This is a genomic window from Variovorax paradoxus, from assembly GCF_024734665.1.
In the GTDB taxonomy this organism is placed as follows: Bacteria; Pseudomonadota; Gammaproteobacteria; order Burkholderiales; family Burkholderiaceae_C; genus Variovorax.
Genome location: NZ_CP102931.1, coordinates 3,767,676 through 3,794,285, shown reverse-complemented (window position 1 = coordinate 3,794,285; position 26,610 = coordinate 3,767,676). Strand labels below are relative to the sequence as shown.

General features: G+C 67.4%; 27 protein-coding genes. 12 read left to right on the top strand and 15 right to left on the bottom strand.

The window, feature by feature from the left end; genetic code table 11:
- The first annotated feature begins 48 nt into the window (after window positions 1-48).
- From NWF24_RS18040 to NWF24_RS17995, 10 genes are all read left to right on the top strand, one after another.
- Window positions 49-963 carry a LysR family transcriptional regulator gene (locus NWF24_RS18040; RefSeq protein ID WP_093078231.1) on the top strand — a complete coding sequence of 305 codons (915 nt, stop codon included), beginning with the start codon at window positions 49-51 and terminating at the stop codon, window positions 961-963.
- A gap of 145 nt (window positions 964-1,108) precedes the next feature.
- Window positions 1,109-1,525: a malonate transporter subunit MadL gene (gene madL / locus NWF24_RS18035; RefSeq protein ID WP_258349719.1), complete on the top strand. Its 417-nt coding sequence runs from the start codon at window positions 1,109-1,111 to the stop codon at window positions 1,523-1,525.
- Window positions 1,526-1,530: 5 nt separating this feature from the next.
- Window positions 1,531-2,295: a malonate transporter subunit MadM gene (gene madM, locus NWF24_RS18030; protein WP_258355312.1), complete on the top strand. Its 765-nt coding sequence runs from the start codon at window positions 1,531-1,533 to the stop codon at window positions 2,293-2,295.
- An 11-nt stretch (window positions 2,296-2,306) separates the two neighbouring features.
- On the top strand, window positions 2,307-3,989 hold the full coding sequence (gene mdcA, locus NWF24_RS18025) for a malonate decarboxylase subunit alpha (protein WP_258349718.1): 1,683 nt from the start codon (window positions 2,307-2,309) through the stop codon (window positions 3,987-3,989).
- Window positions 3,990-4,001: 12 nt separating this feature from the next.
- Window positions 4,002-4,331 carry a malonate decarboxylase acyl carrier protein gene (gene mdcC / locus NWF24_RS18020; RefSeq protein WP_371127418.1) on the top strand — a complete coding sequence of 110 codons (330 nt, stop codon included), beginning with the start codon at window positions 4,002-4,004 and terminating at the stop codon, window positions 4,329-4,331.
- Complete coding sequence (locus NWF24_RS18015) at window positions 4,328-5,224, top strand: biotin-independent malonate decarboxylase subunit beta (protein ID WP_258349717.1); 897 nt, start codon at window positions 4,328-4,330, stop codon at window positions 5,222-5,224. The genes mdcC and NWF24_RS18015 overlap by 4 nt, the downstream gene beginning before the upstream one ends.
- Window positions 5,221-5,922 (top strand): biotin-independent malonate decarboxylase subunit gamma, encoded by a 702-nt coding sequence (locus NWF24_RS18010; RefSeq protein WP_258349716.1) that lies wholly within the window; start codon window positions 5,221-5,223, stop codon window positions 5,920-5,922. The genes NWF24_RS18015 and NWF24_RS18010 overlap by 4 nt, the downstream gene beginning before the upstream one ends.
- A 9-nt stretch (window positions 5,923-5,931) precedes the next feature.
- Entirely contained in the window at window positions 5,932-6,618 is a 687-nt protein-coding gene (gene mdcG, locus NWF24_RS18005) for a malonate decarboxylase holo-[acyl-carrier-protein] synthase (RefSeq protein WP_258349715.1), read from the top strand.
- Entirely contained in the window at window positions 6,615-7,490 is an 876-nt protein-coding gene (mdcB, locus tag NWF24_RS18000) for a triphosphoribosyl-dephospho-CoA synthase MdcB (RefSeq protein ID WP_258349714.1), read from the top strand. The genes mdcG and mdcB overlap by 4 nt, the downstream gene beginning before the upstream one ends.
- Window positions 7,487-8,404: an acyltransferase domain-containing protein gene (locus NWF24_RS17995; RefSeq protein WP_258349713.1), complete on the top strand. Its 918-nt coding sequence runs from the start codon at window positions 7,487-7,489 to the stop codon at window positions 8,402-8,404. The genes mdcB and NWF24_RS17995 overlap by 4 nt, the downstream gene beginning before the upstream one ends.
- Before the next feature lies 1 nt (window position 8,405).
- On the opposite strand, the gene NWF24_RS17990 is transcribed toward NWF24_RS17995, so the two are convergent.
- The 15 genes from NWF24_RS17990 to NWF24_RS17920 all read right to left on the bottom strand — a co-directional run bounded on the left by NWF24_RS17990 (window position 8,406) and on the right by NWF24_RS17920 (window position 24,371).
- The gene (locus NWF24_RS17990; RefSeq protein ID WP_258349712.1) at window positions 8,406-9,269 is read right to left on the bottom strand and encodes an isocitrate lyase/PEP mutase family protein; all 864 of its coding nucleotides are present in this window, start codon (window positions 9,267-9,269) and stop codon (window positions 8,406-8,408) included.
- Entirely contained in the window at window positions 9,266-10,681 is a 1,416-nt protein-coding gene (locus tag NWF24_RS17985; RefSeq protein ID WP_258349711.1) for an FAD-dependent oxidoreductase, read from the bottom strand. Before NWF24_RS17985 ends, NWF24_RS17990 begins: the two co-directional genes overlap by 4 nt.
- Window positions 10,678-11,292 carry a cysteine hydrolase family protein gene (locus NWF24_RS17980; protein ID WP_258349710.1) on the bottom strand — a complete coding sequence of 205 codons (615 nt, stop codon included), beginning with the start codon at window positions 11,290-11,292 and terminating at the stop codon, window positions 10,678-10,680. The genes NWF24_RS17985 and NWF24_RS17980 overlap by 4 nt, the downstream gene beginning before the upstream one ends.
- Window positions 11,289-13,343, bottom strand: a complete 2,055-nt coding sequence (locus tag NWF24_RS17975; RefSeq protein WP_258349709.1) for a hydantoinase/oxoprolinase family protein — start codon at window positions 13,341-13,343, stop codon at window positions 11,289-11,291. The genes NWF24_RS17980 and NWF24_RS17975 overlap by 4 nt, the downstream gene beginning before the upstream one ends.
- Window positions 13,340-15,052: a hydantoinase B/oxoprolinase family protein gene (locus NWF24_RS17970; protein ID WP_258349708.1), complete on the bottom strand. Its 1,713-nt coding sequence runs from the start codon at window positions 15,050-15,052 to the stop codon at window positions 13,340-13,342. The genes NWF24_RS17975 and NWF24_RS17970 overlap by 4 nt, the downstream gene beginning before the upstream one ends.
- Window positions 15,045-15,566: a LeuD/DmdB family oxidoreductase small subunit gene (locus tag NWF24_RS17965; protein ID WP_258349707.1), complete on the bottom strand. Its 522-nt coding sequence runs from the start codon at window positions 15,564-15,566 to the stop codon at window positions 15,045-15,047. The genes NWF24_RS17970 and NWF24_RS17965 overlap by 8 nt, the downstream gene beginning before the upstream one ends.
- Window positions 15,563-16,849 carry a 3-isopropylmalate dehydratase large subunit gene (locus NWF24_RS17960; protein WP_258349706.1) on the bottom strand — a complete coding sequence of 429 codons (1,287 nt, stop codon included), beginning with the start codon at window positions 16,847-16,849 and terminating at the stop codon, window positions 15,563-15,565. Before NWF24_RS17960 ends, NWF24_RS17965 begins: the two co-directional genes overlap by 4 nt.
- Window positions 16,846-17,802, bottom strand: coding sequence for a tripartite tricarboxylate transporter substrate binding protein (locus NWF24_RS17955; RefSeq protein WP_258349705.1), 957 nt, complete (start codon window positions 17,800-17,802; stop codon window positions 16,846-16,848). The genes NWF24_RS17960 and NWF24_RS17955 overlap by 4 nt, the downstream gene beginning before the upstream one ends.
- Before the next feature lie 41 nt (window positions 17,803-17,843).
- Complete coding sequence (locus NWF24_RS17950; RefSeq protein WP_258349704.1) at window positions 17,844-18,554, bottom strand: ABC transporter ATP-binding protein; 711 nt, start codon at window positions 18,552-18,554, stop codon at window positions 17,844-17,846.
- Window positions 18,551-19,312 carry an ABC transporter ATP-binding protein gene (locus tag NWF24_RS17945; protein ID WP_258349703.1) on the bottom strand — a complete coding sequence of 254 codons (762 nt, stop codon included), beginning with the start codon at window positions 19,310-19,312 and terminating at the stop codon, window positions 18,551-18,553. Before NWF24_RS17945 ends, NWF24_RS17950 begins: the two co-directional genes overlap by 4 nt.
- A complete protein-coding gene (locus NWF24_RS17940) occupies window positions 19,305-20,285 on the bottom strand; it encodes a branched-chain amino acid ABC transporter permease (protein ID WP_258349702.1) in 981 nt (326 codons plus the stop codon). Before NWF24_RS17940 ends, NWF24_RS17945 begins: the two co-directional genes overlap by 8 nt.
- Window positions 20,282-21,154, bottom strand: a complete 873-nt coding sequence (locus NWF24_RS17935) for a branched-chain amino acid ABC transporter permease (RefSeq protein ID WP_258349701.1) — start codon at window positions 21,152-21,154, stop codon at window positions 20,282-20,284. The genes NWF24_RS17940 and NWF24_RS17935 overlap by 4 nt, the downstream gene beginning before the upstream one ends.
- 12 nt (window positions 21,155-21,166) lie before the next feature.
- Window positions 21,167-22,372, bottom strand: a complete 1,206-nt coding sequence (locus NWF24_RS17930) for an ABC transporter substrate-binding protein (RefSeq protein ID WP_258349700.1) — start codon at window positions 22,370-22,372, stop codon at window positions 21,167-21,169.
- Window positions 22,373-22,393: 21 nt separating this feature from the next.
- Window positions 22,394-23,176, bottom strand: coding sequence for a GntR family transcriptional regulator (locus tag NWF24_RS17925; RefSeq protein ID WP_258349699.1), 783 nt, complete (start codon window positions 23,174-23,176; stop codon window positions 22,394-22,396).
- Window positions 23,177-23,363: 187 nt separating this feature from the next.
- The gene (locus NWF24_RS17920; protein WP_258349698.1) at window positions 23,364-24,371 is read right to left on the bottom strand and encodes an AraC family transcriptional regulator; all 1,008 of its coding nucleotides are present in this window, start codon (window positions 24,369-24,371) and stop codon (window positions 23,364-23,366) included.
- 178 nt (window positions 24,372-24,549) lie between these two features.
- Between NWF24_RS17920 and NWF24_RS17915 the strand changes: the two genes are divergently transcribed.
- Window positions 24,550-25,341, top strand: coding sequence for an SDR family oxidoreductase (locus tag NWF24_RS17915; protein WP_258349697.1), 792 nt, complete (start codon window positions 24,550-24,552; stop codon window positions 25,339-25,341).
- 28 nt (window positions 25,342-25,369) lie between these two features.
- Window positions 25,370-26,608, top strand: a complete 1,239-nt coding sequence (locus NWF24_RS17910; RefSeq protein WP_258349696.1) for a styrene monooxygenase/indole monooxygenase family protein — start codon at window positions 25,370-25,372, stop codon at window positions 26,606-26,608.
- Window positions 26,609-26,610 lie beyond the last annotated feature (2 nt).

The following is a 26,610-nucleotide window of genomic DNA, read 5'->3' as shown; positions in this document are numbered from 1 at the left end:
GCCGAGTGCACCAAAGGGCTAGGATGTGGACTGATCTGCGAGACCATCATGCACGCCCGTGTCGACGAAGAAATCACTTTCCGCAAGCTTGAGACGCTGATCGCGTTCATGGAAACCGGCAATCTCGCGCGCGCGGCCGAGCGGCTCGAGGTCAGCACGGTGAGCGTGCACCGTGCCTTGCACTCTCTGGAAGTCGGCGTGCGCTGCGCACTGTTTCGTCATGAGGGTCGCAACCTTCATCCCACCGAAGCCGCGCATGCGCTGGCCGAAGTGGCGCGTGAGGTGCTGCACACCATGTCCGCGGGCATCCGCTCCACGCGCGAGGTCGCCGGCTACTCGGCCGATCGCATCCGCATCGGGTCGCTCTACTCGCTGACCATCCGCACTGTGCCCGCGGTCCTCGTCCACATGAAGGTGCGCAAGCCCAGCCTTGAGACCGAGCTCGTACTCGGCTCCAACGCGGATCTGCTGCAGAAAATTCGCGACGGCGCCGTCGATGCGGCGCTGATGGCGGTCCCGGAAGAGGCTGGCGACATCGTTTCGGAGCCGCTGTTCGAAGACGACATCTACTTCGCGGCCCCTATGGGATCGCGCTTCGCCACGCTCGATTGCGTCGATCTGAGCGAATGTTCCGACGAGAAATTCGTCAGCCTCAAGGAGGGGTTCGCTACCTACAACGGGTTCGTGGAGGCCTTTCGCGTGGCGAACTTCACTCCCAACGTGGTGATGAAGACCGGCGACATCTTCTCGCTGATGAACCTGGTCAGCGGCGGCATTGGCTACACGCTGCTGCCAGGGCGCGTGCGCGACCTGTTCTCGCAGAAGGTCCAACTGATTCCGCTGGCGCCCAAGTACCTGATGCGCCAGACCTTGGGAGTCAGCTTCCTGCGTACACGCGAGCGCGACCCGAACCTGCTTGCGCTGCTCGCGGTATGCAGGAGCGCCAGAGCCGAACTGGCCTGAGCGCGCCATCGCATTGGCACCCTCGATCGTTTCGCTGAGAGTAACTGTCGTCGACTGCCGTTAATTGATTGCGGCCGGGCAAGCCGATACCGTACGTCTCCAGGAACAGCGCCCCTCGCGCGCCGTCACTCCGGAGACATAACCCATGATCATCTACGGCACCGCGCTGCTGGCCTTGTGCCATCTGCTGGGCATTTTTCTGGGCGACCTGCTGGGTCAGGCGCTGGGCGTAAAGACCAACGTCGGCGGCGTGGGCATCGCGATGCTGCTGCTCATCACGGCGCGCATCTACATGAACAGGAAGGGCATCCTGCCCAAGTTGACCGAACTGGGCGTGGAGTACTGGGGCGCCATGTACATCCCGGTGGTGGTCGCCATGGCGGCGCAGCAGGACATGGTTTCCGCGTTGCGCGGTGGACCTGTCGCACTACTTTCGGCGCTGGCGGCCGTTGCCGTCTGCGCGGTGGTGATCTCGCTGATCAATCGCATGGAGCATCCGGTCGCCAGCTCGCAGGCCGAGCCGGTGCGCAACGACAACCCTCTTCTCAACGAAGCGGAATGAGCGCCATGCTTGAAATCCTCGAAAAAGCGGCCTTGCAGAACGGCCTGGTCAGCGCCTTCATGGTCGTGGGGCTGATCGTGCTGCTTTCTGGCCAGATCTCGCGCCGCCTGACCTTCGGGCGCGTGCACGGATCGGCCATCGCCATCGTGATCGGACTCATCCTCGCTTATTGGGGCGGCACCCGGACCGGGGGCCACAAAGGCCTGGCCGATATGTCGCTGTTCGGAGGCATCGGCCTGATGGGCGGGGCCATGCTGCGCGATTTCGCGATTGTTGCCACGGCCTTTGAAGTGCAGGTCACCGAGGCTCGCCAGGCTGGGCTCATCGGAGTGGTCTCGCTGTTGCTCGGGACGCTGCTGCCTTTTGTAGTGGGCGCGGCGATCGCCTGGAGCTTCGGCTACTCCGACGCGGTCAGCATGACAACGATCGGCGCCGGGGCCGTCACCTACATCGTGGGCCCCGTCACGGGGGCGGCCATCGGTGCCAGCCCCGACGTGATGGCGCTGAGCATCGCGACTGGCCTGGTCAAGGCCATCCTCGTGATGGTCGGCACCCCGATGGCCGCACGCTTCCTGCGCCTGAAGACGCCGCGCTCGGCGATGGTCTTCGGCGGCCTTGCCGGCACTGTGAGCGGCGTGTCGGCCGGCCTCGCGGCCACCGATCGCAAGCTGGTGCCCTACGGTGCGCTGGTCGCTACTTTCCATACCGGACTGGGCTGCCTCCTGGGCCCGTCCGTGCTGTTTTTTGCCGTCAAGGCGGTGATGGGTTGAGGAATGGACGAATGGATCGCATGAACTGGAACACCAGGACCGAAAACCGCGCGGACAGGTTGGCCCGCGCCGCGCAGGCACTTGGCACGCAGCGCCAGGACAAGCTGGTGGCCACCGAAGCGATCGGCACGCTGCTGGAGGCCGTGCTGGAGCCAGGCGACCGGGTCTGCCTGGAAGGCAACAACCAGAAGCAGGCCGACTTCCTGGCCCGCGCGCTGGTGCAGGTCGACACGGCGCGGGTGCACGGCCTGCACATGGTGCAGTCGGTGCTCGCGCTGCCCGAGCACCTGGACTTGTTCGAAAACGGCGTGGCGAGCCGGCTGGACTTCAGCTTCTCGGGGCCGCAGGGCGCGCGCCTGGCCAAGCTGGTGTCGGCCGGGCGCATCGAGATCGGCGCGATCCACACCTACCTGGAGCTTTTCGCGCGCTACTTCGTCGACCTCACACCGCGCGTGGCGTTGGTGGCTGCCCATGCCGCGGACGCCGAGGGCAACCTCTACACCGGCCCCAACACCGAGGACACTCCCGCCATTGTCGAAGCCACCGCTTTTTCCGGCGGCATCGTGATCGCGCAGGTCAACGAGCTGGTAGATGGCCGCACCACCAAGCTGCCGCGCATCGACATACCGGCGGACTGGGTGAGCTTCGTGGTGAAAGCGCCGCGCCCCAATTTCATCGAACCTTTGTTCACTCGCGACCCGGCGCAGATCAGCGAGATTCAGGTGCTGATGGCCATGATGGCGATCAAGGGCATCTACGCCGAATACGGCGTTCAGCGCCTGAACCACGGCATCGGCTTCGACACGGCAGCGATCGAACTGCTGCTGCCGACCTATGCCGAGTCGCTCGGCCTCAAGGGCAAGATCTGCAAGCACTGGGCGCTCAACCCGCATCCCGCGCTGATCCCGGCGATCGAGGCAGGCTGGGTCGAATCGGTGCATTCCTTCGGCTCCGAGCTGGGCATGGAGGACTACATCCGCGCGCGCTCCGACGTGTTCTTCACCGGCCCGGACGGGTCGCTGCGCAGCAACCGCGCGTTCTGCCAGGCCGCAGGGCACTACGCCTGCGACCTCTTCATCGGGTCGACGCTGCAGATCGACCTCGACGGCAACAGCTCGACCGCCACGCTGGGACGCATTGCGGGCTTCGGCGGCGCGCCCAACATGGGCGCCGACGCGCGCGGTCGACGCCACACGAGCCCGGCCTGGCTCAAGGCGGGCCAGGAAGCGCGCGCGGGCCGCGGCGGCGCGGCCGGCACGCCGCGTGGCCAGAAGCTGGTGGTGCAGATGGTCGAAACCTTCCGAGAGCACATGCAGCCCGCCTTCGTCGACCGGCTGGACGCATGGCAGTTGGCGGAACAGTCGGGCATGGAACTGCCGCCGATCATGATCTACGGCGACGACGTGAGTCACATCCTCACCGAGGAAGGCATCGCCAACCTGCTGTTGTGCCGCAACGATGCAGAGCGCGAGCAGGCGATCCGAGGCGTAGCAGGCTACACGGCGGTCGGGCTGGGGCGCGACAAGCGCGCGGTGGAGAACCTGCGCGACCGCGGCGTGATTCGCCGGCCGGAGGATCTGGGCATCGACCCGCGTGACGCCACGCGCAACCTTCTGGCCGCGCGCAGCATGCGCGACATCGTGCGCGCCTCGGGCGGGCTGTACCAGCCGCCCCGACGATTCAGGAACTGGTAGGAAACAACCATCATGAGCATTCCAGCAGGACTCGAAATCCTGGACTTTTCCTTCCCCGGGCAGCGCATCGCGGACACCTTTGCGCCAGTCCTGGTCGGCGTGGTCGGCTCGGGCAACCTCGAGGTGATGCTCGAGAGCGCTGCCGGCGATGACTGCACCGTGCGCATCGAGACCTCGGCGCGCGGCTTCGAACCCATCTGGCGGGCAGTGCTGGCGGACTTTCACGAACGGCATCCGCTCGGAGGCATCCGCATCTCGATCAATGACATGGGCGCCACCCCCGCAGTGGTGGGCCTGCGGCTCGGCCAGGCCGTGGCCGAACTGCCGGGAGCATCGTCATGAGCCTCAGCTATGCCGAATGCACGGCGCGTGAGCGCCTGGCCCTTCTGCTGGATGCGGGCAGCTTCCACGAGTGGCTGCCGCCGTCCGAGCGTCTGACCAGCCCGCACCTTGCCCAACTGGGTGTGCCCTGTGCTTTCGACGATGGCGTTGCGATCGGCCGCGCCTCATTGGCCGGTCGCACGGTCTTCGTTGCCGCGCAGGAGGGCGCCTTCATGGGCGGCGGCGTTGGCGAAGTGCATGGCGCCAAGCTCGTGGGCCTGCTGCAGCGCGCACTGCGCGACCGGCCAACGGCCGTGCTGCTGCTGGCCGAGTCCGGTGGAGTGCGGCTGCACGAAGCCAATGCCGGCCTGATTGCAGTGTCGGAGGTGATGCGCTCGGTGCTCGACGTGCGTGCGGCGGGCATCCCCGTGATCACGCTGATCGGCGGCGCGAACGGCTGCTTCGGTGGCATGGGCATCGTCGCGCGCTGCACTGACTACATCGTGATGAGCGACAGCGGCCGGCTGGCCATGTCCGGCCCCGAGGTGATCGAGGCTTCCTTCGGTGTGGAGGAGTTCGATTCGCGCGACCGCGCCCTGGTGTGGCGTACCACCGGCGGCAAACACCGTTGGCTGACAGGCGATTGCGACGAGCTCGTTGAAGACGATGTGCAGGCCTTCCGCGAGGCGGCCATCTGCGCGCTCTCGGCCGCGAAGCCGGTCACGTCGGCATTGCTCGAGACCGAACACGCGCTGCTGAGCGCGCGCTTGCGCGATATGCCGCCACCCAGCGATGACCTGGACGACGCAATGGCGCTCTGGCAGCGCCTGGGCGTGGCCGATGCGCAGCGCATTCCCGACATTGACGTGGCCGCCATGCATGCCTTGCGCGTGGCCACGGAGGCACAAAGATGAAATGGAACACGTTGGTCACGCAACTTTTTGGCCCCTTCCACGGCATGCGTGAGGCCGGCGATTTTCTTCAAGGGGAGGTCTTGTTCGAGGGCGAGTTGCTCACGGTCATCGGGACAACGAATCACGCATCGATCGGCGTTCGGCTCGCGTTGGCGCAAGCCCGCGTGGTGCTTGACACGATCTCGCAGCATCCGGGTCGACCGATCCTGCTGCTCATCGATACCCAGGGCCAGCAGCTGCGCCGACGCGACGAATTGCTCGGTATCAATCGTGCCATGGCACACCTCGGCATGTGTATTGACCTTGCGCGGCGGAATGGGCATCGAGTGATTGGACTGGTGTACGACCAGGCGTTGTCGGGCGGCTTCATCACCTCGGGCCTGATCGCCGATGCCTGCGATGCGCTGCCCGAGGCGGAAATCCGTGTCATGCGCATCCCTGCGATGGCACGCGTGACCAAGTTGCCCGAGGCCATGCTCACTGAGCTTTCCGAGTCGAATCCTGTGTTTGCACCCGGTGTCGGCAACTACGTGGCCATGGGCGGCGTGCGCGCCCTCTGGGAGGGCAATCTGCAGGTGGCGTTGCGTGCTGCATTGTCCGAAGCGACAGGTGAAGACCGACGTGCCAAGGATGGCGCCTTGCGCGGCGGCCGCAAGCTCGCCGCCGACGTGGCGCAACGTGTGCTCGATGCTGCCTGAGGTGCTGGCATGAAGCTGCTGCGCCGCCATCGCCTCGCTCACCTTTCCGGCCAGGGCTGGACGCAAGTGCTGGCCCGCCCATGGGACTGCGAGGGCAGGGCGTGCATCGCGCACTGGGCAGATCGAGGCCTTCCGCTCGTCGTGACACGCCAACACGAGCTTGCGACCGCGCAGGAGGAAACTGTCTCGCTCGGGCTTCCCGCGCCAACTCACTGGGGCCGCCGCCGGCTCAGCTTGCAGGTGCCGCGTTCGGCCATCCTGTGCTTCGGTGAATTTCCGCGCGCAAACGAGGTGCTGCATTTGCTGCCGCGCGATGCGCGCGCGGCCTGGCACAGGTTGGCGACAGCGTTCGAAGTGGGGCGCGTGCAGGTGCGCGCCTACGGCAGCTATGGTTGGCAACAACTCACGGGCTTGCGGTACGTGCACCCGGGATCCGATCTGGACTTGTGGATCGCGGTCGACAATGCACGCCACGCGGACTTCGTGGCTGCCTGTCTGCAGGCCCAGGCGCCCGGGCGGTTGCGGCTTGATGGCGAACTTGTCTTTCGCGATGGCAGCGCGGTCAATTGGCGCGAGTGGAGTGCCTGGCGGGCCGGACATTCGCGCAGCGTGCTCGTAAAGCACGTGTGCGGTGCCCGCCTGGAGACAAACGCCTTCGTGCCCGAAGACAGTCAAGAGATGGGGCTTGCGGCATGAGCACTGCGTTACCTCTCGCCCGCGTCTGGACAGCGTTCTCTTCACCGCCTTCATCGCACGCAATCGGCTGCGCGGCAACGCTGGCGCTGTACGACGAGCTGGCGTTGGCACCGAAGCCAGGACTGGTGTCCTTCGTCGACAACGGCAGTCATGACGACATGGACGCACACACCTTCATGCGAAGCCTCATTGCGCTGCGGCACTACTTCGTGCAGATCGCTGAGTTGGGCGAGGCGCATGCACCTTTCAACGCACTGGAAGCTTGTGGAATTGCCGCAGAGGCTCAGATGTTGGAGGCGACGGGTGGCGTGAACACACACCGCGGCGCCGTCTTTACCTTGGGCCTGCTCTGTGCCGCCGCCGGTGCGGCGCGACGCGATGGGGAGCCGGCGCGTCCAGCCGCACTGCGGATCGCATTGCGTCGACATTGGGGCGATGCGTTGCAGGCCCGCAGCGACCGCGTTTCCACCTTGCCAGGCGGCATCGCGGCCCGCCGCCATGGATTGCGAAGCGCATCGCAAGAGGCCGCGCTTGGATTCCCGGTGTTGTTCGACACGGCGGTTCCGACACTTTTTCGTGCGGTGCGGCGCGGTCTGAGCCCGGAGCAGGCGCGTGTCGATACCTTGTTCGCCGTCATGGCTGTACTGGACGACAGCAACCTGGCGCACCGCGGCGGAATTCAGGGCCTGCGCGACGCACAGCAGGCAGCGCGCGATTTTCTTGCGAAGGGCGGTGCAGCAGGGCAGGGGGGCATGGAAGCCGCACACGCGGTTCACCGTGACTTCGTCGCGCTTCGTCTGTCGCCTGGTGGCGCTGCGGATACCCTGGCCGCGGCGTGCTGGATGCAGCGCATCTGCGGCGTGGCGGAATGAGCTACGCCGTCGTCTTTTCGGGCCAGGGCATGCAGCATCCCGACATGCTGCCTTGGCTCGCGAATGATGAAACGGTGCACGCCATGCAGCAGTTACTCGGCATCGATGACTGGAGAGCATGCGTAAAAGATCCCGTTTGGGCGGGGCGCAATGCGAATGCCCAGGTTCTGCTGACAGGCCTGGCGTTGGCTGCATGGGCCCAGCTTGCCCCATGTCTTCCAGCGCCAGCGCCAGCGGCGGCGGCCGGCTACAGTGTTGGCGAACTGGCGGCGTTCTCGGCGGCTGGCGTTTTCGATGCGAACACGGCCCTTGAGTTGGCGCATCGCCGCGCAGCGCTGATGGACTGTGCTGGTGAGTCGAATTCCACAGGCCTGATGGGCGTCAGCGGGGTGACCGAATCGCTGCTCGAACGGCTGTGCGAAGAATTCGATCTGGTCGTCGCCATACGAAACGGCATCGACAGCGTTGTGCTCGGGGGCCTGCAAGTCGTGCTGCCGCTCGCAATCGAAGCGGCGCAACGCCAGGGCGTGCACGCTTTGCTTCTCAATGTGCAGGTGGCATCACATACACGGTGGATGGCTGCGGCGGCGCAGGGCTTTGCTGCGCACATTGCGCCGCTGGCGTTTCGTGCTGCCGGAGTTCCTCTCTTCAGCGATGCGGCGGGCCGCGTTGCCGAGCCGCCTGAACTCAAGCACGCGTTGGCCATGCAGATCGATCACATAGTGCGGTGGGACGAATGCATGGAAAGCGTCGCCGGGCGACGAGTGGCATGCGTGATCGAGATTGGTCCAGGGCGGGCATTGGCGCGCATGTGGAACGGCCAGTACGCCGATACGCCAGCACGCTCCGTAGACGAATTTCGTAGCGTGGAAGCCATTGCGCGCTACGTTCAGAAATGCATGACAGCGGCTTAGCTTATTCGTACTTCTGCCCGTTGCGTATCAAATCTGGTGTGCCGACCACTTCGTTGAGCTCATCGAAGTCCAGCATTTGCGAGCGCCACGGCTGCGTGGTGCGGTGCTGATGCAGGCTCGCGTAGTAGCCCCGCAGCGTGTGCACCACCGCGCGCGCCGTGCCGCCTGGAAAGATCGCGATGCGAAAGCCGTGCTTCTGCAGCGCGTCCGCGTCCTGGATCGGTGTCTTGCCGCCTTCGACCATGTTGGCCAGGAGCGGCACGCGGTCGCCGAAGCGCCGGCAGGCCGCGTCCATTTGCTCGGGCGAGCGCAGCGCCTCGATGAAGAGCGCGTCCACGCCGCATTCGAGGTACGCCTCGGCGCGGTCCAGAGCAGCGGCTAGCCCTTCGACCGCCACCGCATCGGTGCGCGCGAGGATCAGCGTGTCGCTCGAGGCGCGCGCGTCCAGTGCGGCCTTGAGCTTGCCGACCATCTCGCGCTCGGGCACCACGGCCTTGCCGTCGAGGTGGCCGCAGCGCTTGGGAAAGGTCTGGTCTTCGATCTGCACCATCGCCGCGCCCGCGCGCTCGAAGCCGCGCACTGTGCGCTGGGTGTTGAGCGCGTTGCCGAAACCGGTGTCGGCATCGACGATCACAGGCAGCCTCACGCGCTCGGTGATGCGGGCCAGGGTGTCGGCCACCTCGGTGTAGGTGGTGAGGCCGACGTCGGAACGGCCGAGCCGCGTGTAGGCGATGGAGGCGCCCGAGAGGTAGAGCGCCTCGAAGCCGGCCTGCTCGGCCACGAGGGCGCTGAGCGCGTCGTACACGCCGGGCGCAAGCACGATGTCGTGGCGTGCGAGCCGGGCCTTGAAGGAAGGGTTCGTCATGGAGACGCTTTCGTCGAATGGCTCAATGCAGCGGCAGTGTGCGCCGCGATGTAGCCTCCGGCCACCGCACTCAGCAGGCCGTTGCCGGAGAGATAACCCCACACCTCATCGCCAGAAACACCGCCCGCCGCGCCACCGGCGGCGAACAGGTTGGTGAAGGGCGTGCCGTCGTGCCGCAGCACGCGCATGTCGGGCGCGGTGTCGAGGCCGCCTTGGGTGTGGAACAGCGCGCCCGTAACCTTCACTGCGAAGTACGGCGCTTCGAGCGCGCGTGCGAACACGCGGCCATCGGGCGGTGGCGTGCTGGCGCGCATGGCGTCGAACGTGCCTTGCAGCACGGAAGGCTCGCAGCCGATGCAATCCGCCAGCGAAGCCACCGATTCGCAGCGGCGCAACGCGCCCGCCGCTTCGGCCTCGCAGAAGTCGGGGAAGCCCCGCGCCAGTGCGAGCAGCGGCGTGTCGAACACGTTCCAGGCAATGCCGCCCGGTTGCGCGAGCACGTGCACCGCGGCTTCCGAGTAGCCCTGCGTCTCGTCGTGAAAGCGCAGGCCTTCGCAGTTGAGCTGTACGCCGCCTTCCATCATCACGGCCCACGACATCAGCGCCCCTTGCGGCGTGACCCACGAGCCATGGCCCTGGTAGCCACCGAGGTCGCGCAGACGTGCGCCCAGCGATTGGCCCCACAGGATCGCGCTGCCGTCGTTGCCGACGTGACCGCCGAAGGTGGCTTCGGCCATCTCGGGCAGCAGCGTGCGGACCATTTCCGCGTTGCCGCCGAAGCCATTGCAGGCGAGCAGCAGCGCATCGCAGGCCAGCGTTTCGCGGCTGCCATCGGGGCGCAAGTAGTCGACGCCGATCACGCGGTCTTCGGCATCGAGCACCAGAGTGTCGACCAGCGCTTGCGTCAGCACGGGAATGCCCGCCGCCTCGACGGCCGCTTGCAAGGCCGCCATCAGCGACGCACCGGTTTTCTGCGGCAGCGAATGCATGCGATGCACGCTGTGACCCGGATAGAGAAAGCCGTCGAGCAGCATCCACAGCAGGCCGTGCCGTTCCTGCAGCGCATCGAGCGCCGGACCGATGGACGCCGCATAGGCCTCGACCAGCGCAGGTGCGGCGTGGCCATGGGCCTTGGCCTGGATGTCGGCGGCGAAGCGCCCGGCGCTGTCGTCATGTACGCCATGCGCTCGCTGCGCGCGAGTGCCGGGCGCGGGGATGAAGCCGGAGGACAGCGCGGTCGATCCGCTCGGCAGCGCGTCGCGCTCCAGCACCACAGAGGCCACGCCCGCATCGCTCAGCATCAGTGCGGTCGTGAGCCCGCAGGCGCCGCCGCCGACGATGGCCACCGGCACGTGCACTTCGGCCTCGACCTGCGCGGCGCGACGGATGTGGCGCGGAGGCTTTGTCGTCATGCGAGCGATGCGATGAAGGTTGTGCAGTCCGTCACCTCGGCCACGTTGCGCATGTCGGCCAGCGAGGTCTGGTGGCGTTCTTCGCCGAAGGCCGCGCAGCCATCGGACAGCACCAGCGTGCGGTAGTCGCGCATGTGCGCATCGCGCACGGTGCTCGCGACGCCGCCATTGGTGACGATGCCGCAGACCGCCACCGTGTCGATGCCGGCGTGGCGCAGCACCCAGTCGAGCTGTGTGTTGAAGAAGGCCGAGTACGCGACCTTGCTCACCGTCACGTCGACCAGCCCGGTCAACGCGTCGACGTTCGCCTGGCCCCAGCTGCCGGGCGCGAAGTCGCCTTTTTTCAGATAAGGGCGCATCGCCTTGAGGTGCGGCGACACCATCGGTTCGCCGGCCGCGTTCGGCCACAGCGTGAACTGGCTTGCGGCCACGAGGCCACCCGCCGCCTTGAGCGCACGCGCCACCTCGGCCACGCGCACCGGCAGCAGCAGCGCCGGCGGATTGGTGTCGCCACCGCGCGCATAGGCACCGCTGGCATCGAGAAAGTCGTTCTGCAGGTCGATGACGACCAGCGCGGTCTTCGCTGCAACGGATTTCTTGCCTGTGCTCATGACAGCCTCACCAGAAGGTTGCCGTGCGCGTCGACCTCGGCATGGAATCCGGGTTCGAGCCACACGGTGGTGTCGGCCTGTTCGAGGATTGCAGGGCCTTCGATGCGCGCAGCCACTGGCAGGTCGAGCCGAGCGTAGCGCACCGCCTCGTGCCACTGGCCGTGGTGGAACACGCGCTGCGTGCCCAGCGGCACGATGCTGCCCCGCCCTTCGGGTGCCAGCACCTTCAGGTCGAACTTCGGTCGCACGCCGATGCGTGCATAACGCAGGTTCATCACGCGGACCGGAATGCCTTCGAGCACCCGGCCGAATGCGGCGGTGTAGCTGGCCTCGAATGCGGCGCGGATCGATGCGGCCGTGATTGGCGCCTTGCCCGCGTCGGCGAGCACCACGGGCAGAGTGTGCGTCTGGCCCGCGTAGAGCATGTCGAGTGCGATGACCTCGCGCACCTGGTCGAAGCGCACGCCCGATGAATCCAGGCGCTGCTGGCAGCTCGCGGCCAGTTCGTCGATGCGGCGCTGCAGGTCACCCACATCGAGCTCGGTCAAAGGCTTGTTGAGGGTCTGCACCGCGTCGTGGCGCATGTCGGCGATCACGCAGCCGAGGGCCGAGGTCACACCGGGGTAGCGCGGCACGATGCCGGTCGCGACGCCCACCTCGCGCATCATCGCGCACACATGCAGCGCACCGCCGCCGCCGAAAGGCATGTAGGCGAAGCGACGCGGGTCGTGGCCGCGTTCGATGGACACGAGGCGGATCGCGCCCGCCATGCGCGCATTGGCCACGGTGAGGATGGCTTCCGCGGCCGCGTGCACGTCCAGGCCGAGTGGCCGGGCGACGTGCTCCTCGATCGCCTGGCGCGACTTCTGCGCATCCAGTGCCGCGAGCAGTCCTCCACCCAGTGGGCGATCGGCGGCGATGCGGCCCAGCAGCACGTTCGCATCGGTCACCGTCGGGCGCATGTTGCCGCGCCCGTAGCAGGCCGGACCCGGCACGCTGCCGGCCGACTCGGGGCCGACCTGCAGCATGCCGCTCGCATCCACCGAGGCGATGGAGCCGCCGCCGGCGCCGATGGTTTCGATCTGGATCATCGGCGAGCGGATCACCATGCCAAACTCGATCGCGGTCTGCGCGGCCAATGCGGCTTCGCCGTTCGCCACCAGCGACACGTCGAACGAGGTGCCGCCCATGTCGCCGGTAATCGCGTTCGGAAAGCCCGCCGCGCGCGCAATGGCCGCGCAGGCGATCACGCCGGCCGCCGGGCCTGACAGCGCCGTGCGCACCGGCAGGTCGCTCGCGGTCTGCCGCGACATCACGCCGCCGTTGCTCTGCACCACCAGCAGCTCGCCGGCAAAGCCCTGGCCGCGCAGGTCGGATTCGAGCCGCTCGAGGTAGCCGCCCACCACGGGCTGCAGTGCGGCGTTGAGCGTGGCGGTCGAGCAGCGCTCGAACTCGCGGATCTCGGGCAGCACTTCGCTGGCCGAGGTGACGTGCGGGTTGGGCCAGAGCGCGCGCACCGCCGCGACGGCGAGGCGCTCGTTCTCGGGGTTCGCGTAGGTGTTGATGAAGAACACGCACACGGCCTCGCAGCCGGCTTCGAGCAGCGAGCGGGCTTCGGCGCGCACCTGGTCCAGATCGACTGCGGTGTGCAGCGTGCCGTCGGCGAGCACGCGCTCGTCGACTTCGCGGCGCAGGTCGCGCGGCACCACCGGTGTGAAGCTGCCACGCAGGCCCCAGGTCTCGGGCCGGTCGCGGCGGCGCATCTCGAGCACGTCACGGAAACCGCGCGTGGTGATGATGCCGGTGCGCGCCACCTTGCGTTCGAGCAGCGCGTTGGTGCCCACCGTGGTGCCGTGCACGATGGTGGCGATGGCCGCGGCCGAGTCGGCCACGCGTGCCACGCCGTTCATGAAGCCGCGCGCTTCTTCGCCGCGCGTGGAGGGCACCTTGACGATGCGCGCCGTACCGTGGGCCTCGTCGAGCACGAAGAGGTCGGTGAAGGTGCCGCCGACATCGACGCCGACGACAAGGGATTTATCAGTGGAAGTCATTCGGACGCCTTCTTCTTGCTGCCGCCGGTGGGGGTGCCGGTTGTCACATAGCCCATCGCGCTGTCGGCCTCGCGCTGTTGCGCAGGCCGATCGGCCGCGTGGCCCCAGCCGCCGCCGCCGGGCGTTTCGAGCCGCACGCGCTCGCCGCGCGTGAGCTGGATGCCACGCATCTTCGACACCATGGGCGGCGTGTGCCACTCGCCCGCGTTCTCGTAGCTGAACTTGTTGACCGCGCCTTCGCCGCCGCCCGCGATGCCCTTGGGCGGCGAGGTGCCGCGCTCGCCGAAGACGAACACTTCGGCGTCTTTCTCCAGCAGCTCGATTTCGTAGACGGCGCCGAGGCCGCCGCGGTGTTTTCCGTCGCCGCCCGAATCGGCGCGCAGCGACCATTCGGTGAAGCGCACGGGGTAGGCGGCTTCGAGAATTTCGAGCGGCGGAATCGTCGCGGTCGAGATCGGCGCATTGCCGTGCGAGAGCCCGTCGCCGCCCGAGTGGCCGCCATGGCCGCCGCCGAAGAAGCTGAACATCACCCAGCGCTGGCCTTCGCGGCCCTTGTCGCTGCGGTGGCCCGCGATCGACAGCGCGTTGATCGTGCCGTAGGCCTGCGCCACGGCGCGCGTCGGGTCGGCCTGCGCCGCCGCGCTGAAGATCACGTCGATCATGCGCAGGATGGTTTCGGTGTAGCCGCCGACCGGGCGCGGGCGCTCGCAGCTGATCACGAGCTTGTCGGGAATGTTGAAGTCCACCGCATCGAGCACGCCGGCATTGGCGGGGACATCGGGGAACAGGTGCTTGAGCGCGACGTAGCAGGCGGCCACCGCCGTGGCGCGCGAGATGTTCACAGGCCCCGCGCATTGCGGCGAGGTGCGCGAAAAATCGAGCAGCAGCCGGTCGCCGGCCACCGTCATGTCGAGCGCGATGGTCAGCGGCTCGTTCACGATGCCGTCGTTGTCGAGCACGTCCTCGAAGCTGTAGCGGCCATCGGGCAGCGAGGCGATGTGCGAGCGCATCAAGCGCAGCGCGCGGCTGCGCAGCTCGCCGAGCGCGTTGAGCACCAGGTCGTCGCCATACTCGTCGAGCAGGCCGTTCAGCCGCTTCTCGCCGAGCTCCAGTGCGGCGAGCTGTCCGTTCAGGTCGCCCCAAAGACTGTCGGGCAGGCGCGTGTTGGCCTGCAGGATCGCGAGCACGTCCGCATCGAGCACGCCGCCCTGCACGATGCGCACCGGCGGAATCTGCACCGCCTCCTGCCAGCACTCGGTGGCGGCCGGGTTGTAGTTGCCGGGCACCGCACCGCCCACGTCGTGCCAGTGCGCAGCCGAGGCCATGTAGCAGTAGAGCTTGCCGTTGCGAAAGAACGGCTTCACCAGCTTGAAGTCGTTGGCGTGCGTGCCGCCGTCGTAGGCGTCGTTGCTGATCCAGATGTCGCCGTCGTTCATGCCGCCGCGCGGCTTGGCTGCCTTGGCGGTGGCGCGCACCGCGAAGGCCATGGCGCCCACGAACACCGGCAAGCCCGACTTGCCCTGCACCAGCGTGTCGCCGCTCGCCGCGTCGTAGAGGCCGTGGCAGGCGTCGTGCGCCTCGGCAATGATGGGGTTGAACGCGCTGCGGTAGAGCGTGGCGTCCATTTCGTCGGCCACCTGTTCGAGACGACCGCGCAGGACGGCGAGCGTGACGGGGTCGATGGTTGTGGCGGAAGAAGGATCATGCATCGTGGGCTTTCTTGAAGACGGGGCGGCCAGAGCGCTGGCGCAACTGGTTCATCAATCCGCCGGCGCGGACCATGTCCATGAGGAATCCGGGCACCGGCTCGCAGGCCAGGCGCTTGCGGCCGGGTGCGACGATCTCGGGAGCCGTGGTGTCGAGGGCGATCTGCTCGCCTTCGCTCAAGGTCTCGGCCTCGGCGCAGGTCAGCAGCAGCAGGCCCACGTTGAAGGCATTGCGAAAGTACAGGCCGCTGTACGAAGGCGCGACGACGGCGGCCACCCCCAGGTGCACCAGCACGGCGGCGGCCTGCTCGCGCGAGGAGCCGATGCCGAAGTTGGGCCCGGCCACCAGCACGTCGCCGCGCTGCACGCCAGTGGCGAAGTCGGGGCGGATGGCCTCCAGGCAGTGCTTCGCGATGATGTCGATGCCGTGCTTCATGGCATGGCCCGGCGCGAGCAGGTCGGTGTCGATGTCGGCGCCCAGGCGCCAGACGCGGTGCGTCGCTTTGGTTACGCTCATGCAAGTACCTCGCGCGGATCGGTCACGCAGCCGCGCAATGCGGCCGCCGCCACCGTGTAGGGCGAGCCCAGATAGACCTGCGCAGTCGGCGATCCCATGCGGCCCTTGAAGTTGCGCGCCGTGGTCGAGATGACGGTGATGTCGTCGCCCATAGGGTCGCCGTAGCCCGAGCAAGCGCCGCAGGCCGTCGGGAAGAGTTCGGCACCGGCGTCCATCAGCACCTGCAGCACGCCTTCCTCGCGCGCCTGCTCCTGGTCGCGCAGGCTGGCGGGCGCCACGATGAGACGGATACCGCTCGCCACCTTGTGGCCGCGCAGCACCTGCGCGGCAGCGCGCAGGTCGTCCAGCTTGGCACCGGTGCAGGCGCCGATGTAGGCCACGTCGACGTGCGTGCCCGCGTACCGGCTCACGCCGTGGGCGTTGGCCGGGCTGTGCGGTGCGGCAATGTACGGTTCGAGCGTGGAGGCATCGAAGCGGTAGTCCGTGAGCGCGGCATCGTCGTCGGTGAACCAGGGCGCCATGTCCACCGGCGGCGCGCCGGCTTCGGCCAGGAATTGCGCCGTGGTCGCATCGGGCGCGATCAATCCGGCCTGCGCGCCGAGTTCGGCGCTCATGTTGGAGAGCGTCATGCGCTCCTGCATCGACAGCGCCTTGACGGCCGGCCCCGCGAATTCGACCGCCTGGTAGCGCCCGCCGTTCATGCCGAAGCGGCCGATCATGTGCAGCATCATGTCCTTGGCGGTCACGCCCGCGGGCAGCGCGCCGTCCCACCACATGCGGATGGTCTCGGGCACGCGCAGCCAGATCTCGCCGTTGACCATCACGCCCAGCATCTCGGTGCTGCCGATGCCGAACATGTAGGCGCCGAAAGCGCCACCCGTGGGCGAATGCGAGTCGCCGCCCACGCACAGCATGCCCGGTCGGATGTGGCCATGCTGCGGCACCACCACGTGGCAGATGCCCTGGCTGTCGTAGACGTGCGGCAGCTTCTGGTCGCGCGCCCAGTCGCGTGCGATGCGCACGATGCGGCGCGAATCGTCGTCGCGCTCGGGCACGTAGTGGTCCATGACGAGCACCACGCGCGAGCGGTCCCAGATCTGCGCGCCGAGCTCTTCCAGCATCGGCTGCAGTCGGCGCGGGCCCGAGGAGTCGTGAAACATCGCCATGTCGACGCCGCAGGTCACGATCTCGCCCACGGACACCCGCTCGCGTCCGCTCGCGCGTGCGATGAGCTTCTGGGCCAGGGTCAGGGCTGGCGCGCGGGTTGGAGCCATCGGTGTCATTCCGGCTTGGCTCCCGAGAACTTGACGACCTCGGCCCAACGCACGATCTCGCTCTGCACGAAGGCGGAGAACTGTTCGGACGAGTTGCCGACCGGAATCGCGCCCTCGGTATCGAGGCGCTGGCGCATGTCGGGCTGCTGCAGCGCATGGCGCGCCGCGTCGCCCATCTGCTTCACGCGGTCGGCAGGCATGCGGGCAGGGCCGAAGAGGCCGAACCACGCGCTCGATTCGTAGCCGGGCAGCGCCTCGGCAATCGCCGGCACATTCGGAAAGGCCGGCAGCCGTTTCGCCGTGGTCACGCCCAGCGCCTTGAGCTTGCCGGCCTGGATGTGTGCCTTGACGTTGCCCACGGCCGCGAACATCAGCTGCACCTGGCCGGCGAGCACGTCCTGCACGGCGGGCGCGGTGCCCTTGTAGGGGATGTTCACGATGTCCACGCCCGATTGCATCTTGAAAGCCTCGCCCGCCATGTGCAGCGACGAGCCCACCGCGCCGATCGCGAAGTTGAGCTGGCCCGGCTTTGCCTTGGCGAGCGCGATGAGTTCACGCACGTCCTTCGCAGGCACCGACGGGTGCGCGACGAGGATCGAAGGCGAGGTCGCCACGCAGGTGAGCGCGGTGAAGTCCTTCACCGGGTCGAAGGGCAGCGTCGGGTAGAGCGTGGCGTTGATCGCGTGGCTGGTGAAGCTCATCAGCAGTGTGTTGCCGTCGGGCGCGGCCTTGGCCACCGCATCGGCGGCGATGTTGCCGCCCGCGCCCGGCCGGTTCTCGACGATGACCGTGCGGCCGAGTGCCGGGCCCATGCTGACGGCGAGCGAGCGTGCCAGCGTGTCGGTCGAGCCGCCCGCGGGTGCGCCGACGAGGATGCGCACCGGCGCATTGCCGATCTGTGCAAAGGCACCGCCGGCCCATGCCGCGGCCAGCGACGAGAGGAGGATGTCGCGTCTTTTCATGTGTCGTGTCTCCAGGGAGATGGGGGTGTTTTTTTGAGGGCTCAGAGCCCCAGGTACGCGCGCCGCAGTTCGTCGCTGCCGAGCAAATCACCGGGCAGGCCCGAGAAGCGCACGCTGCCGTTTTCCAGCACGTAGGCGCGGTCGGCAATTTCGAGCGACTGGCCGACGTTCTGCTCGACCAGCATCACCGCGAGGCCGCCGTCGCGCAGTTCGCGGATCAGCGAGAACATCTCTTCGACCAGCAGCGGCGAAAGGCCGAGCGAGGGCTCGTCGAGGATCAGCAGCACCGGCTCGGCCATGAGACCGCGCGCGATGGCCAGCATCTGCTGCTCGCCGCCACTCATGGTGCCGGCGTGCTGGTCCATGCGCTCGCGCAGCCGCGGGAAGATGTGGAACGACTTCTCCAGGTTCGCCGCACGGCGCTCGCGTGCCCGCGTGAAGGAGCCGAGCTCCAGGTTCTCGCGCACGCTCAGGTTGGGAAACACCTTGCGGCCTTCGGGCACCTGGATGAGGCCGGCCTTGACGACGTCGCGGTAGTGGGCGCCGCTCAGGTCCTTGCCATCGAAGCGCACCGTGCCGCCCCAGGCCGGACAGAGGCCGCAGACCATCTTGTTGAGCGTGGACTTGCCCGCGCCGTTGCTGCCGAGCAGTGCGACCATCTCGCCCGCGTTCACGTGCAGGTCGACGCCGCGCAGCACCTCGATGCGACCGTAGCCGCCGCGCAGGCCCTGAATATCGAGCAGTGCGCTCATGCGGCAACCCCCGATGCGGCCTTGCGCAGCCGCGCCGCGGTGCCGTGGCCCAGATAGGCTTCGACGACCTTGTCGTCGGAAGTCACCTGCGCCGGGGTGCCCTCTGCGATCAACTGGCCCTGCGCCAGCACCCACACATGCTCGGCCAGGTGCATCACGGCCTGCATGACGTGCTCGATCATCAGCACGGTGACGCCGCTGTCGGCGATGCCGCGCACCACCGGCATCATCTCGGCGATCTCCTGCGGGTTGAGGCCGGCGAGCACTTCGTCGAGCAGCAGCAGGCGCGGCCGTGTCGCGAGCGCGCGGGCCAGTTCGAGGCGCTTGCGGCCGGCCACGGTGAGGTCCGAGGCGGGCTTGTCGAGCTGCGGCGCGAGGCCCACGCGCAGCGCAACAGCTTCGGCGTCCTGCAGCGCCTCGGCGCGGCTGCGCAGATGCAGGTGCGCGCCGACGGCGATGTTCTCGCGCACGGTCTGCGCGGCGAACGGCTTGACGATCTGGAAGGTGCGGGTCATGCCGAGCGCGGCGTTGCGGTGCGGCTCGCGGCCGGTGATGTCCTGCCCCGCGAAGCGCACGGTGCCGGTGTCGGGCTTGAGGAAGCCGGACATCAGCGCGAACAGCGTGGTCTTGCCCGCGCCGTTCGGGCCGATCAGCGCACTCAGGCTGTCTTTGCGCACCGAGAGGCTCACGTTCTGCACGGCCTTCAGGCCGCCGAAGGAGCGCGAGAGGCCATCGATGGCCAGCAGGGCTTCAGTCATTGCGGCCTCCCTTCGCCTTCCACAGCTGCCGCACCGACAGCCCGATGCCCGCAATGCCGCGCGGCACGAAGATGACGATGAGCACCAGCACCGTGCCGTAGATCACCATGTTGATGCCGGGCAGTTCGCCGAAGAGGTTGCGCGTGAAGTCCGACAGCAGGTGCAGCACGACGGCGCCGAGCACCGGCCCCCACATCGTGCCCATGCCGCCCACGATGGCCGCGACCAGCGCCTCGATCGACACGGCCGGGCCGTAGGCGATCCCGGCATCGATGTACTGGAACACCTGCACGTAGAACGCACCGGCCGCGCCCATGAAGGCCGCCGACAAACCGATGGCCGCCAGCTTGACGCGGAACGGATTGACGCCGACGGCGCGCGCCGCATCTTCGTTGTCGCGCACGGCCTGCAGGTAGGCGCCGAAGCGCCCGTTTCGCAGCCACCAGGTCACGAGCAGCGCCGCGACGACCATCGCGAGCACCACCCAGAGGTAGCCAGCGCGCGTCGAGAACTGCAGGTTGGCCACCGACTCGCGCAGCGGCACCATGAGACCGACGCCGCCGCCGGTGAAGTCGACCGACAGTGCAAGGATGCGAAACACCTCGGCAAAGGCCAGCGTGACGAGCGCGAAGTACGAGCCCTTGAGGCCGTAGCGGAAGGTGAGGGCGCCCATGAAGAGGCCGACGAGTGCGGCACCGATCACCGCGAGCGGCAGCGCGACCCAGGCGTTGATGTCGCCCTGCAGCTGCGCGATCGCCTGGATGTACGCACCGGTGCCGAAGAACAGCGCATGCCCGAACGAGAACTGCCCGCCGAAGCCGCCCAGGATGTTCCAGGCCTGTGCGATGAGCGTGGCGTAGAGCGCCATCATCACGAAGTTGAGCGTGACGCCCGAGGTGGTGACGAACGGCACGCAGCCGACCAGCACGGCAAAAAGCGCAATGCCCGCGAGTTGCTTCAGGCCCGCGCTCATGCCTTGGCTCCGAACATGCCCTGTGGCCTGAAGAGCACCACGCCGATGAAGATCGCGAAGATGCCAATCTGGCCGAGCGATTCGCCCAGGTACAGCCCGCCGAGCGACTCGACCACGCCGACGAGGAAGCCGCCGATCAGCGCTCCGACGAAACTGCCCATGCCGCCGAGCACGACGATGGTGAAGGCCACGAGCACGAAGCCGCCGCCGACCTGCGGGTTCACGTAATACGCCGGCAGCAGGAAGCACGCGGCCGCGCCCAGGCACGCGAGGCCGATTCCGAAGCTCATCGCGTAGACATGGTCGACGTCGATGCCCATGAGCTTGGCGCCCTCTTTCTCCTTGGCGACGGCGCGGATCGCGCGGCCGAGGTCGGTGTGGCCCATGATCCAGAACAGGATGCCCGAGACGACCAGCGCACCCGCGAATGCGACGAGCTTGGGCACGGCGATCATCGCGGGGCCGATGGCAACGGTGCTCAGCGAGTAGGCGGTGTCGATGTTGCGCGTGTCGGACTTGAAGAACAGCAGCGCGAGGTTCTCCATGACGATGGCGATGCCGAGCGTGGCGAGCAGGATGTTCTCGTCCTTGCCGTGGCCCGCGCGGTTGATGACCACGCGCTGCAGCGCGTAGCCGAGCGCGAACATGCCGAGCACCACGATGGGCAGCGCAAGGTAGGGGTCGATGCCCAGGCGCTCCTTGAGGAAGTACACCGCGTACAGCGCCAGCATCAGGCTGGCGCCGTGCGCGAAGTTGATGATGTGCAGGACGCCGTAGATCAGCGTAAGCCCCAGCGCGATCAGTGCGTACACCGCGCCCGTCGTCAGCCCGTTCAGGACCGACGGGAAAAGAATGCCGAAATCGAACATCCCGCCTTCCGATCAGACAGCGCGCAACGGAAACACCGGATCGACCTCGCGATAGTCGCGCGGAATGATGACCTTGATGTCGTTCTTCACCACCTGCGTCATGAGCGGCTGCGCGCCTTCGTTCTGGCCGTTGACGAACTTCGTGGGGCCATAAGGCATGAAGTGGTTGCCGAAAGTGCTCTTCTCGAGCGCGTCGACGATCGCGGCGCGCTCTGTCGACTTGGCGCGCTCCAGCGCATCGGCCAGCAGCCACATCGCGGTGTAGGTCATGAAGACCTCGTAGCTGAAGAACTGGCCCTTGGCCTCGACGCGCTTGCGCAGGTCCTGCGCGCGCTTGTCCTTCGGGTTGAACCAGTGGTTGCAGTCGATGATGCCGTTGGCTGCGTCCGGAAATTCCTTCACGAACTTGTAGCTCGATGCCGCGCCGCCCAGCACCGAGAAGATCGCCTTGGGCACCACCTTCTGCTGCTGCATGGTACGCACCAGCAGCGCGTATTCGTTGTAGTAGTTGGCCGGGATCACGATGTCGGGGTTGATCGACTTCATGCGCAGCACGATGTTGTTGAAGTCGCGCGTGGGGTTGGCGTGTTTCACCACCTCCTTCACCTCGAAGCCGTAGCCCGGCAACTCGCGCGAGAGCAGTTGCGCGGTGCCGGCGCCGAAGAGCGACTCCTCGTGAATGATCATCACGGTCTTGGCCGGGTTGCCCGCGGCCTTGTTGAGCACCAGCAGGTTGGCCATGGCCACCTCGGTCGACTTCTTGTAGCCGGGGCCGAAACGGAAGGTGTTCTTCAGGCCGCGCTCCACGATCTGGTCGGCCACGCCCACGTCCACCACGTGCGGCAGGTTGTACTTGGCCGCGGCCTGCGTGGTCGCGAGGCAGATGGCCGAGGCATAGGCGCCGACGATGGCCGAGACGCCGGCCTCGTTCATCTTCTCGACCTCGGCCGAGCCGGCCTGCGGCTGCGATTGCGCATCGCCCAGCAGGGCTTCTAGCTTCGCGCCGCCGAGCGACTTGATGCCGCCCGCCGCGTTGATGTCCTCGATGGCCATGAGCGCACCGAGGCGGCACTGCTGGCCCGAATAGGCCAGCGCACCGGTGACCGGATGCAGCACGCCGACCTTGACGGTCTTGGGCTGCGCGCCGGCCACGAGCGGGAAGGCAACGGCGGTCGCCAGGGCGGCGGACTGCGACACGAAACTGCGGCGGTTCTGCATGGTGGGCTTTCCTGTTTCTCTTCAGTTGAACTGGGCTGACACGTCTTTGCTGACCCACACCTTGGCGTCGATGCTGCCCACGCGGGAGAGCTGCATTTCGTAGGTGTAGCGGTCGGGGCGGTAGAGGCCGTGCAGCCACTGCACGGGCCGCTCGTCTTCGTCGTAGATCAGGCGGCGCACCGCGAGCAGGGCCGAGCCGACCGAGACATGAAGGTGCTGTGCGAGAACGTTGTCGGCCAGGCGCGCGGAGATGGTTTGGTGCGCGCGGCCCACCTTGACGCCCGACTCCTCGAGCAGCACGAGGATGGGCTTCTTCGAAAGCTCGCGGCGGCCGAAGCGGCGCGCGATCGTGTCGGGCACGTAGGTGGTGATGTGCGAGAGCGGGCCTTCCTTGGTGGAACGCACGCGCACGGCTTTCTGCACCGGGTCGCCGAGCTGCAGCTGAAGCGCCTCGGCCACCTGGGTGGAGGCGGTGATGGTCGCGACCTCGATGACCTTGACCGAGGTGTGCAGGCCCATGGTGACCAGGTTCTCGAGCAGGCCGCGCAGATTGGCGCGTTCCATGCTTTGGGTGCCGGGGCCTTCGCCGCTGACCGGCGGTGGCAGCGCGCGCGTGCGGCGGCCGGGGTTGCGCGCGATCAGGCCTTCGGAAGACAGCTGTTCGAGTGCGCGGCGCACTGTGACGCGCGCCACACCGAATTGCGCCATGAGCGCGAGTTCGCCGGGCAGGCCCTCCGCGAAACGCCCTTCGTGCAACTGTTCACGCAGGACCAAGTAGATCTGGTGATATTTGGGCAAAGGCATTTGCGACATGCCTTTGATGTTTTTGCAGTTTTAATGTTCTGTCAATGGGACATTTGAGATCGGGATAGGCGTTGTTGCACAACTCGGGACAGACTGGTGATGCGGCGCTTCAGGCCCTCGACGAAGCGGGGGCATCGAACAGGGCGGGGGAGGCAGGCACCGGGCAAGCGTCGGCGCCTCACCCGCATCAGAAGGCGCGCGATGCCCGAGTCTCGGACGGCCGCTCGCCGAAGCGGGCGCGGTATTGCGCCGCGAAGTGGCCCAAATGAAGAAAGCCGTACTTCTGCGCCACCTCTCGCACGCCGACTGCGGCGACGCTGGTCGATGCCAGCAACTCGGCCCGCACCCGGTCGAGCCTGATCTCGCGCAGAAACTCCATCGGCCCCTGGCCCGCGTGCTGGCGAAACGCCAGCTGCAGCGCGCGTGCACTGCAGCAGACTTCGCTGCAGACGTCGGCCAACGACAGCGGCTCATCGGCATGGGCTGCCATGTATTCCTGCGCCCTGCGGACCACGCGCGGCAGCAGGCTGCGCTGCGCTTCGCCGGCCAGGGCGCGCGAATGGTTGTGCCCCGCCGACATCAGCAGGCTTGCCATCAGGTACGCCTCGGCATGCTCGGCCAAGGGGCCGCCGGCCTGCAGCGCGCTGCCGGCGTCGAGCGTGAGCCGCAGATAGTCGATGAAATGCACCACCGGCGCCAGCGCGGGGTTGTCGAGCGGCACGCCGAGGTCGAACACCAGAGCTTGCTTGACGGGCGCCTGGAGCAAGGACTCGAGCCGGGACAGCAGCGCCGAGCGGGCCAGCCGCACGATCAGGTGCGGGCTGTCGTCGGCCCAGCGCATCGACAGCGGCTCGGTGGGGGAGGGCAGCGATGCGAGGCGGGGCGTCGCTTCCACGTGTTGCGCGCCGCAGCGGATCTCGGCGCCACCGCGCAACGGGATCTGCAACAGGAAGAAATCCTGCAGGTAGCCGGGGTCGATCTGCACGCCGGGGCCGTACTGCACGTAATTGAGGCTCACGTCCCGATGCAGCCGCGCGCTGTGGTGGCAGGCGTCGAGTTCGGTGCGGGGTCGCAGCATGACCAGGCCGTGCGGGCAGAACACGCGGGCCACGCTTTCACGGGCCTCGTCCATGTCGTGGCTCTCGAAAAGCCGGTAGCGCTGCAGCGGCAGCGGTGGGGTCGTGGCGGTTTCCATGGGGCGAAGTCACCCTAGCAAAAACCATCCCCACCCACAATTCGGATCACCCCTCGACAAAAACCTGCGCGCCAGGGACAGGGCCTGCGTTTGCGGGACTCGCCGAACGCCTGCTTGCTCATAACGTTCGCTCCAAAGGCCAGCCGGCCTGTCCGATCAACCGAGGAGAGCAAGCGTCATGTTCAAGGGACTCGAAGGCAGGAGCGCCATCGTCACGGGTGGTTCCACACTGATAGGCGCCGGCGTGGTGCGCGCGCTGCACGCGGCCGGCGTGAAGGTCGTTGTCGCCGATATCGATGCCGTCAACGGCCAGGCACTGGCGGATTCGCTCGGCGCCGGCGCGCGCTTCGTGCGCACCGACATCACCGACGACGCACAAGTGCAAGCCTGCGTGGCGCAGGCGGCCGCGCAGCACGGCGGCGTGCACTTTCTCGTGAACCTTGCGTGCTCGTATGTGGACGACGGCTTCAAGTCGCCTCGCGCCGACTGGCTCACGTCGTTCAACGTGAATGTTGCGAGCGCGGTGGCGATGCTGCAGGCCGTGCACCCGCACATGGTGGCAGCCGGCGGCGGGGCGGTGGTCAATTTCACGAGCATCTCGTCGCGCGTGGCGCAGACGGGGCGCTGGCTCTATCCGGTGAGCAAGGCCGCCATGGCGCAGCTCACCCGCAACATGGCGATGGACCTGGCGCCGGACGGCATCCGCGTGAACAGCGTGTCGCCGGGTTGGACATGGTCGGCCGTGATGGAGCGCCTTAGCGGCGGCGACCGCGCCAAGACCGATCGCGTGGCCGCGCCTTTCCATCTGCTCGGGCGTGTCGGCGACCCGGACGAGGTGGCGCAGGTGGTGCTGTTCCTGTGTTCGGACCATGCGAGCTTCGTGACCGGCGCCGACTACGCGGTGGACGGCGGCTATGCCGCCATGGGCCCCGAGCAGGCCGTGCCCGCCATTCCCAAGTTGATGGACTAGCTCCGAACGGAGCATCAAGGAGCAAGCAATGAAGCGAATCGCCATCGTCGGCGCGGGCCAGTCGGGCCTGCAACTGGGTCTCGGACTGCTCGCGGCAGGCTACGAGGTCACGATGTTCAGCAACCGCACGGGCGAAGACATCCGCCAAGGCAAGGTCATGTCGAGCCAGTGCATGTTTCACACCTCGCTGCAGATCGAGCGCGACCTGGGCCTGGACCACTGGGCGCACGACTGCCCCACGGTGGACGGCATCGGGCTGGCCGTTCCCCATCCGGAGCAGAAGGGGGCCAAGGCCATCGACTGGGTCGCACGGCTGAATTCGAGCGCCCAGTCGGTCGACCAGCGCGTGAAGATCCCGGCCTGGATGGACGCGTTCCAGAAGAAGGGCGGCGAACTCGTCTTCAAAGACGCGGGCATCGACGAGCTCGAGGCCTGCACGCAAAGCCACGACCTCACGCTGGTGGCCAGCGGCAAAGGCGAGATCTCGAAGCTCTTCGAGCGCGACGCCCACAAGTCGAGCTTCGACAAGCCGCAGCGTGCACTGGCCCTGACCTACGTGAAAGGGATGAAGCCGCGCGAGCCGCACTCGGCCGTGTGCTTCAACCTCATTCCCGGCGTGGGCGAGTACTTCGTGTTCCCGGCGCTGACGACGACGGGGCCCTGCGAGATCATGGTGTTCGAAGGCGTGCCCGGCGGCCCGATGGACTGCTGGGCGGACGTGAAGACGCCGCAGGAACACCTTGCGCGCAGCCAATGGATCCTGGACACCTTCACGCCATGGGAGGCCGAGCGCTGCAGGGACATCGAGCTGACCGACGACAACGGTATCCTCGCGGGCCGCTTCGCGCCGACGGTGCGCAAGCCGGTCGCGACATTGCCCTCGGGCCGCAAGGTGCTGGGCCTGGCCGACGTGGTGGTGCTCAACGATCCGATCACGGGGCAAGGTTCCAACAACGCGGCCAAGTGCGCCGACACCTATCTGAAGAGCATCCTCGCGCGCGGCGACGGCGCGGCCGATGCGGCGTGGATGCAGCAAACCTTCGACCGCTACTGGTTCGGCTACGCGCAGTGGGTCACGCAGTGGACCAACATGCTGCTCGCACCGCCGCCGCCCCATGTGCTCAAGCTGCTCGGCACCGCCGGCGCGATGCCGCCGCTGGCCAGTGCCTTCGCCAACGGCTTCGACGACCCGCGCACCTTCTTCCCGTGGTTCGCGGACCCCGCGGAGGCGGACCGCTACATCGAAACCTGCGCGGCCGTCGCGTAGTC

What these genes read in the sequence shown, in the direction of transcription:
- mdcA (WP_258349718.1), top strand. Translation starts at nt 2,307, where the DNA reads ATGGATCGCATGAACTGGAACACCAGGACCGAAAACCGCGCGGACAGG.
- madL (WP_258349719.1), top strand. Translation starts at nt 1,109, where the DNA reads ATGATCATCTACGGCACCGCGCTGCTGGCCTTGTGCCATCTGCTGGGC.
- mdcC (WP_371127418.1), top strand. Translation starts at nt 4,002, where the DNA reads ATGAGCATTCCAGCAGGACTCGAAATCCTGGACTTTTCCTTCCCCGGG.
- NWF24_RS17925 (WP_258349699.1), bottom strand. Translation starts at nt 23,176, where the DNA reads ATGCCTTTGCCCAAATATCACCAGATCTACTTGGTCCTGCGTGAACAG.
- NWF24_RS17930 (WP_258349700.1), bottom strand. Translation starts at nt 22,372, where the DNA reads ATGCAGAACCGCCGCAGTTTCGTGTCGCAGTCCGCCGCCCTGGCGACC.
- NWF24_RS17985 (WP_258349711.1), bottom strand. Translation starts at nt 10,681, where the DNA reads ATGACGACAAAGCCTCCGCGCCACATCCGTCGCGCCGCGCAGGTCGAG.
- NWF24_RS17980 (WP_258349710.1), bottom strand. Translation starts at nt 11,292, where the DNA reads ATGAGCACAGGCAAGAAATCCGTTGCAGCGAAGACCGCGCTGGTCGTC.
- NWF24_RS17935 (WP_258349701.1), bottom strand. Translation starts at nt 21,154, where the DNA reads ATGTTCGATTTCGGCATTCTTTTCCCGTCGGTCCTGAACGGGCTGACG.
- NWF24_RS18040 (WP_093078231.1), top strand. Translation starts at nt 49, where the DNA reads ATGCACGCCCGTGTCGACGAAGAAATCACTTTCCGCAAGCTTGAGACG.
- mdcB (WP_258349714.1), top strand. Translation starts at nt 6,615, where the DNA reads ATGAGCACTGCGTTACCTCTCGCCCGCGTCTGGACAGCGTTCTCTTCA.
- NWF24_RS17970 (WP_258349708.1), bottom strand. Translation starts at nt 15,052, where the DNA reads ATGCATGATCCTTCTTCCGCCACAACCATCGACCCCGTCACGCTCGCC.
- NWF24_RS17965 (WP_258349707.1), bottom strand. Translation starts at nt 15,566, where the DNA reads ATGAGCGTAACCAAAGCGACGCACCGCGTCTGGCGCCTGGGCGCCGAC.
- NWF24_RS17920 (WP_258349698.1), bottom strand. Translation starts at nt 24,371, where the DNA reads ATGGAAACCGCCACGACCCCACCGCTGCCGCTGCAGCGCTACCGGCTT.
- NWF24_RS17990 (WP_258349712.1), bottom strand. Translation starts at nt 9,269, where the DNA reads ATGACGAACCCTTCCTTCAAGGCCCGGCTCGCACGCCACGACATCGTG.
- NWF24_RS18015 (WP_258349717.1), top strand. Translation starts at nt 4,328, where the DNA reads ATGAGCCTCAGCTATGCCGAATGCACGGCGCGTGAGCGCCTGGCCCTT.
- NWF24_RS17950 (WP_258349704.1), bottom strand. Translation starts at nt 18,554, where the DNA reads ATGAGCGCACTGCTCGATATTCAGGGCCTGCGCGGCGGCTACGGTCGC.
- madM (WP_258355312.1), top strand. Translation starts at nt 1,531, where the DNA reads ATGCTTGAAATCCTCGAAAAAGCGGCCTTGCAGAACGGCCTGGTCAGC.
- NWF24_RS17945 (WP_258349703.1), bottom strand. Translation starts at nt 19,312, where the DNA reads ATGACTGAAGCCCTGCTGGCCATCGATGGCCTCTCGCGCTCCTTCGGC.
- NWF24_RS17940 (WP_258349702.1), bottom strand. Translation starts at nt 20,285, where the DNA reads ATGAGCGCGGGCCTGAAGCAACTCGCGGGCATTGCGCTTTTTGCCGTG.
- NWF24_RS17915 (WP_258349697.1), top strand. Translation starts at nt 24,550, where the DNA reads ATGTTCAAGGGACTCGAAGGCAGGAGCGCCATCGTCACGGGTGGTTCC.
- NWF24_RS17955 (WP_258349705.1), bottom strand. Translation starts at nt 17,802, where the DNA reads ATGAAAAGACGCGACATCCTCCTCTCGTCGCTGGCCGCGGCATGGGCC.
- NWF24_RS17975 (WP_258349709.1), bottom strand. Translation starts at nt 13,343, where the DNA reads ATGACTTCCACTGATAAATCCCTTGTCGTCGGCGTCGATGTCGGCGGC.
- NWF24_RS17960 (WP_258349706.1), bottom strand. Translation starts at nt 16,849, where the DNA reads ATGACACCGATGGCTCCAACCCGCGCGCCAGCCCTGACCCTGGCCCAG.
- NWF24_RS18010 (WP_258349716.1), top strand. Translation starts at nt 5,221, where the DNA reads ATGAAATGGAACACGTTGGTCACGCAACTTTTTGGCCCCTTCCACGGC.
- NWF24_RS17995 (WP_258349713.1), top strand. Translation starts at nt 7,487, where the DNA reads ATGAGCTACGCCGTCGTCTTTTCGGGCCAGGGCATGCAGCATCCCGAC.
- mdcG (WP_258349715.1), top strand. Translation starts at nt 5,932, where the DNA reads ATGAAGCTGCTGCGCCGCCATCGCCTCGCTCACCTTTCCGGCCAGGGC.
- NWF24_RS17910 (WP_258349696.1), top strand. Translation starts at nt 25,370, where the DNA reads ATGAAGCGAATCGCCATCGTCGGCGCGGGCCAGTCGGGCCTGCAACTG.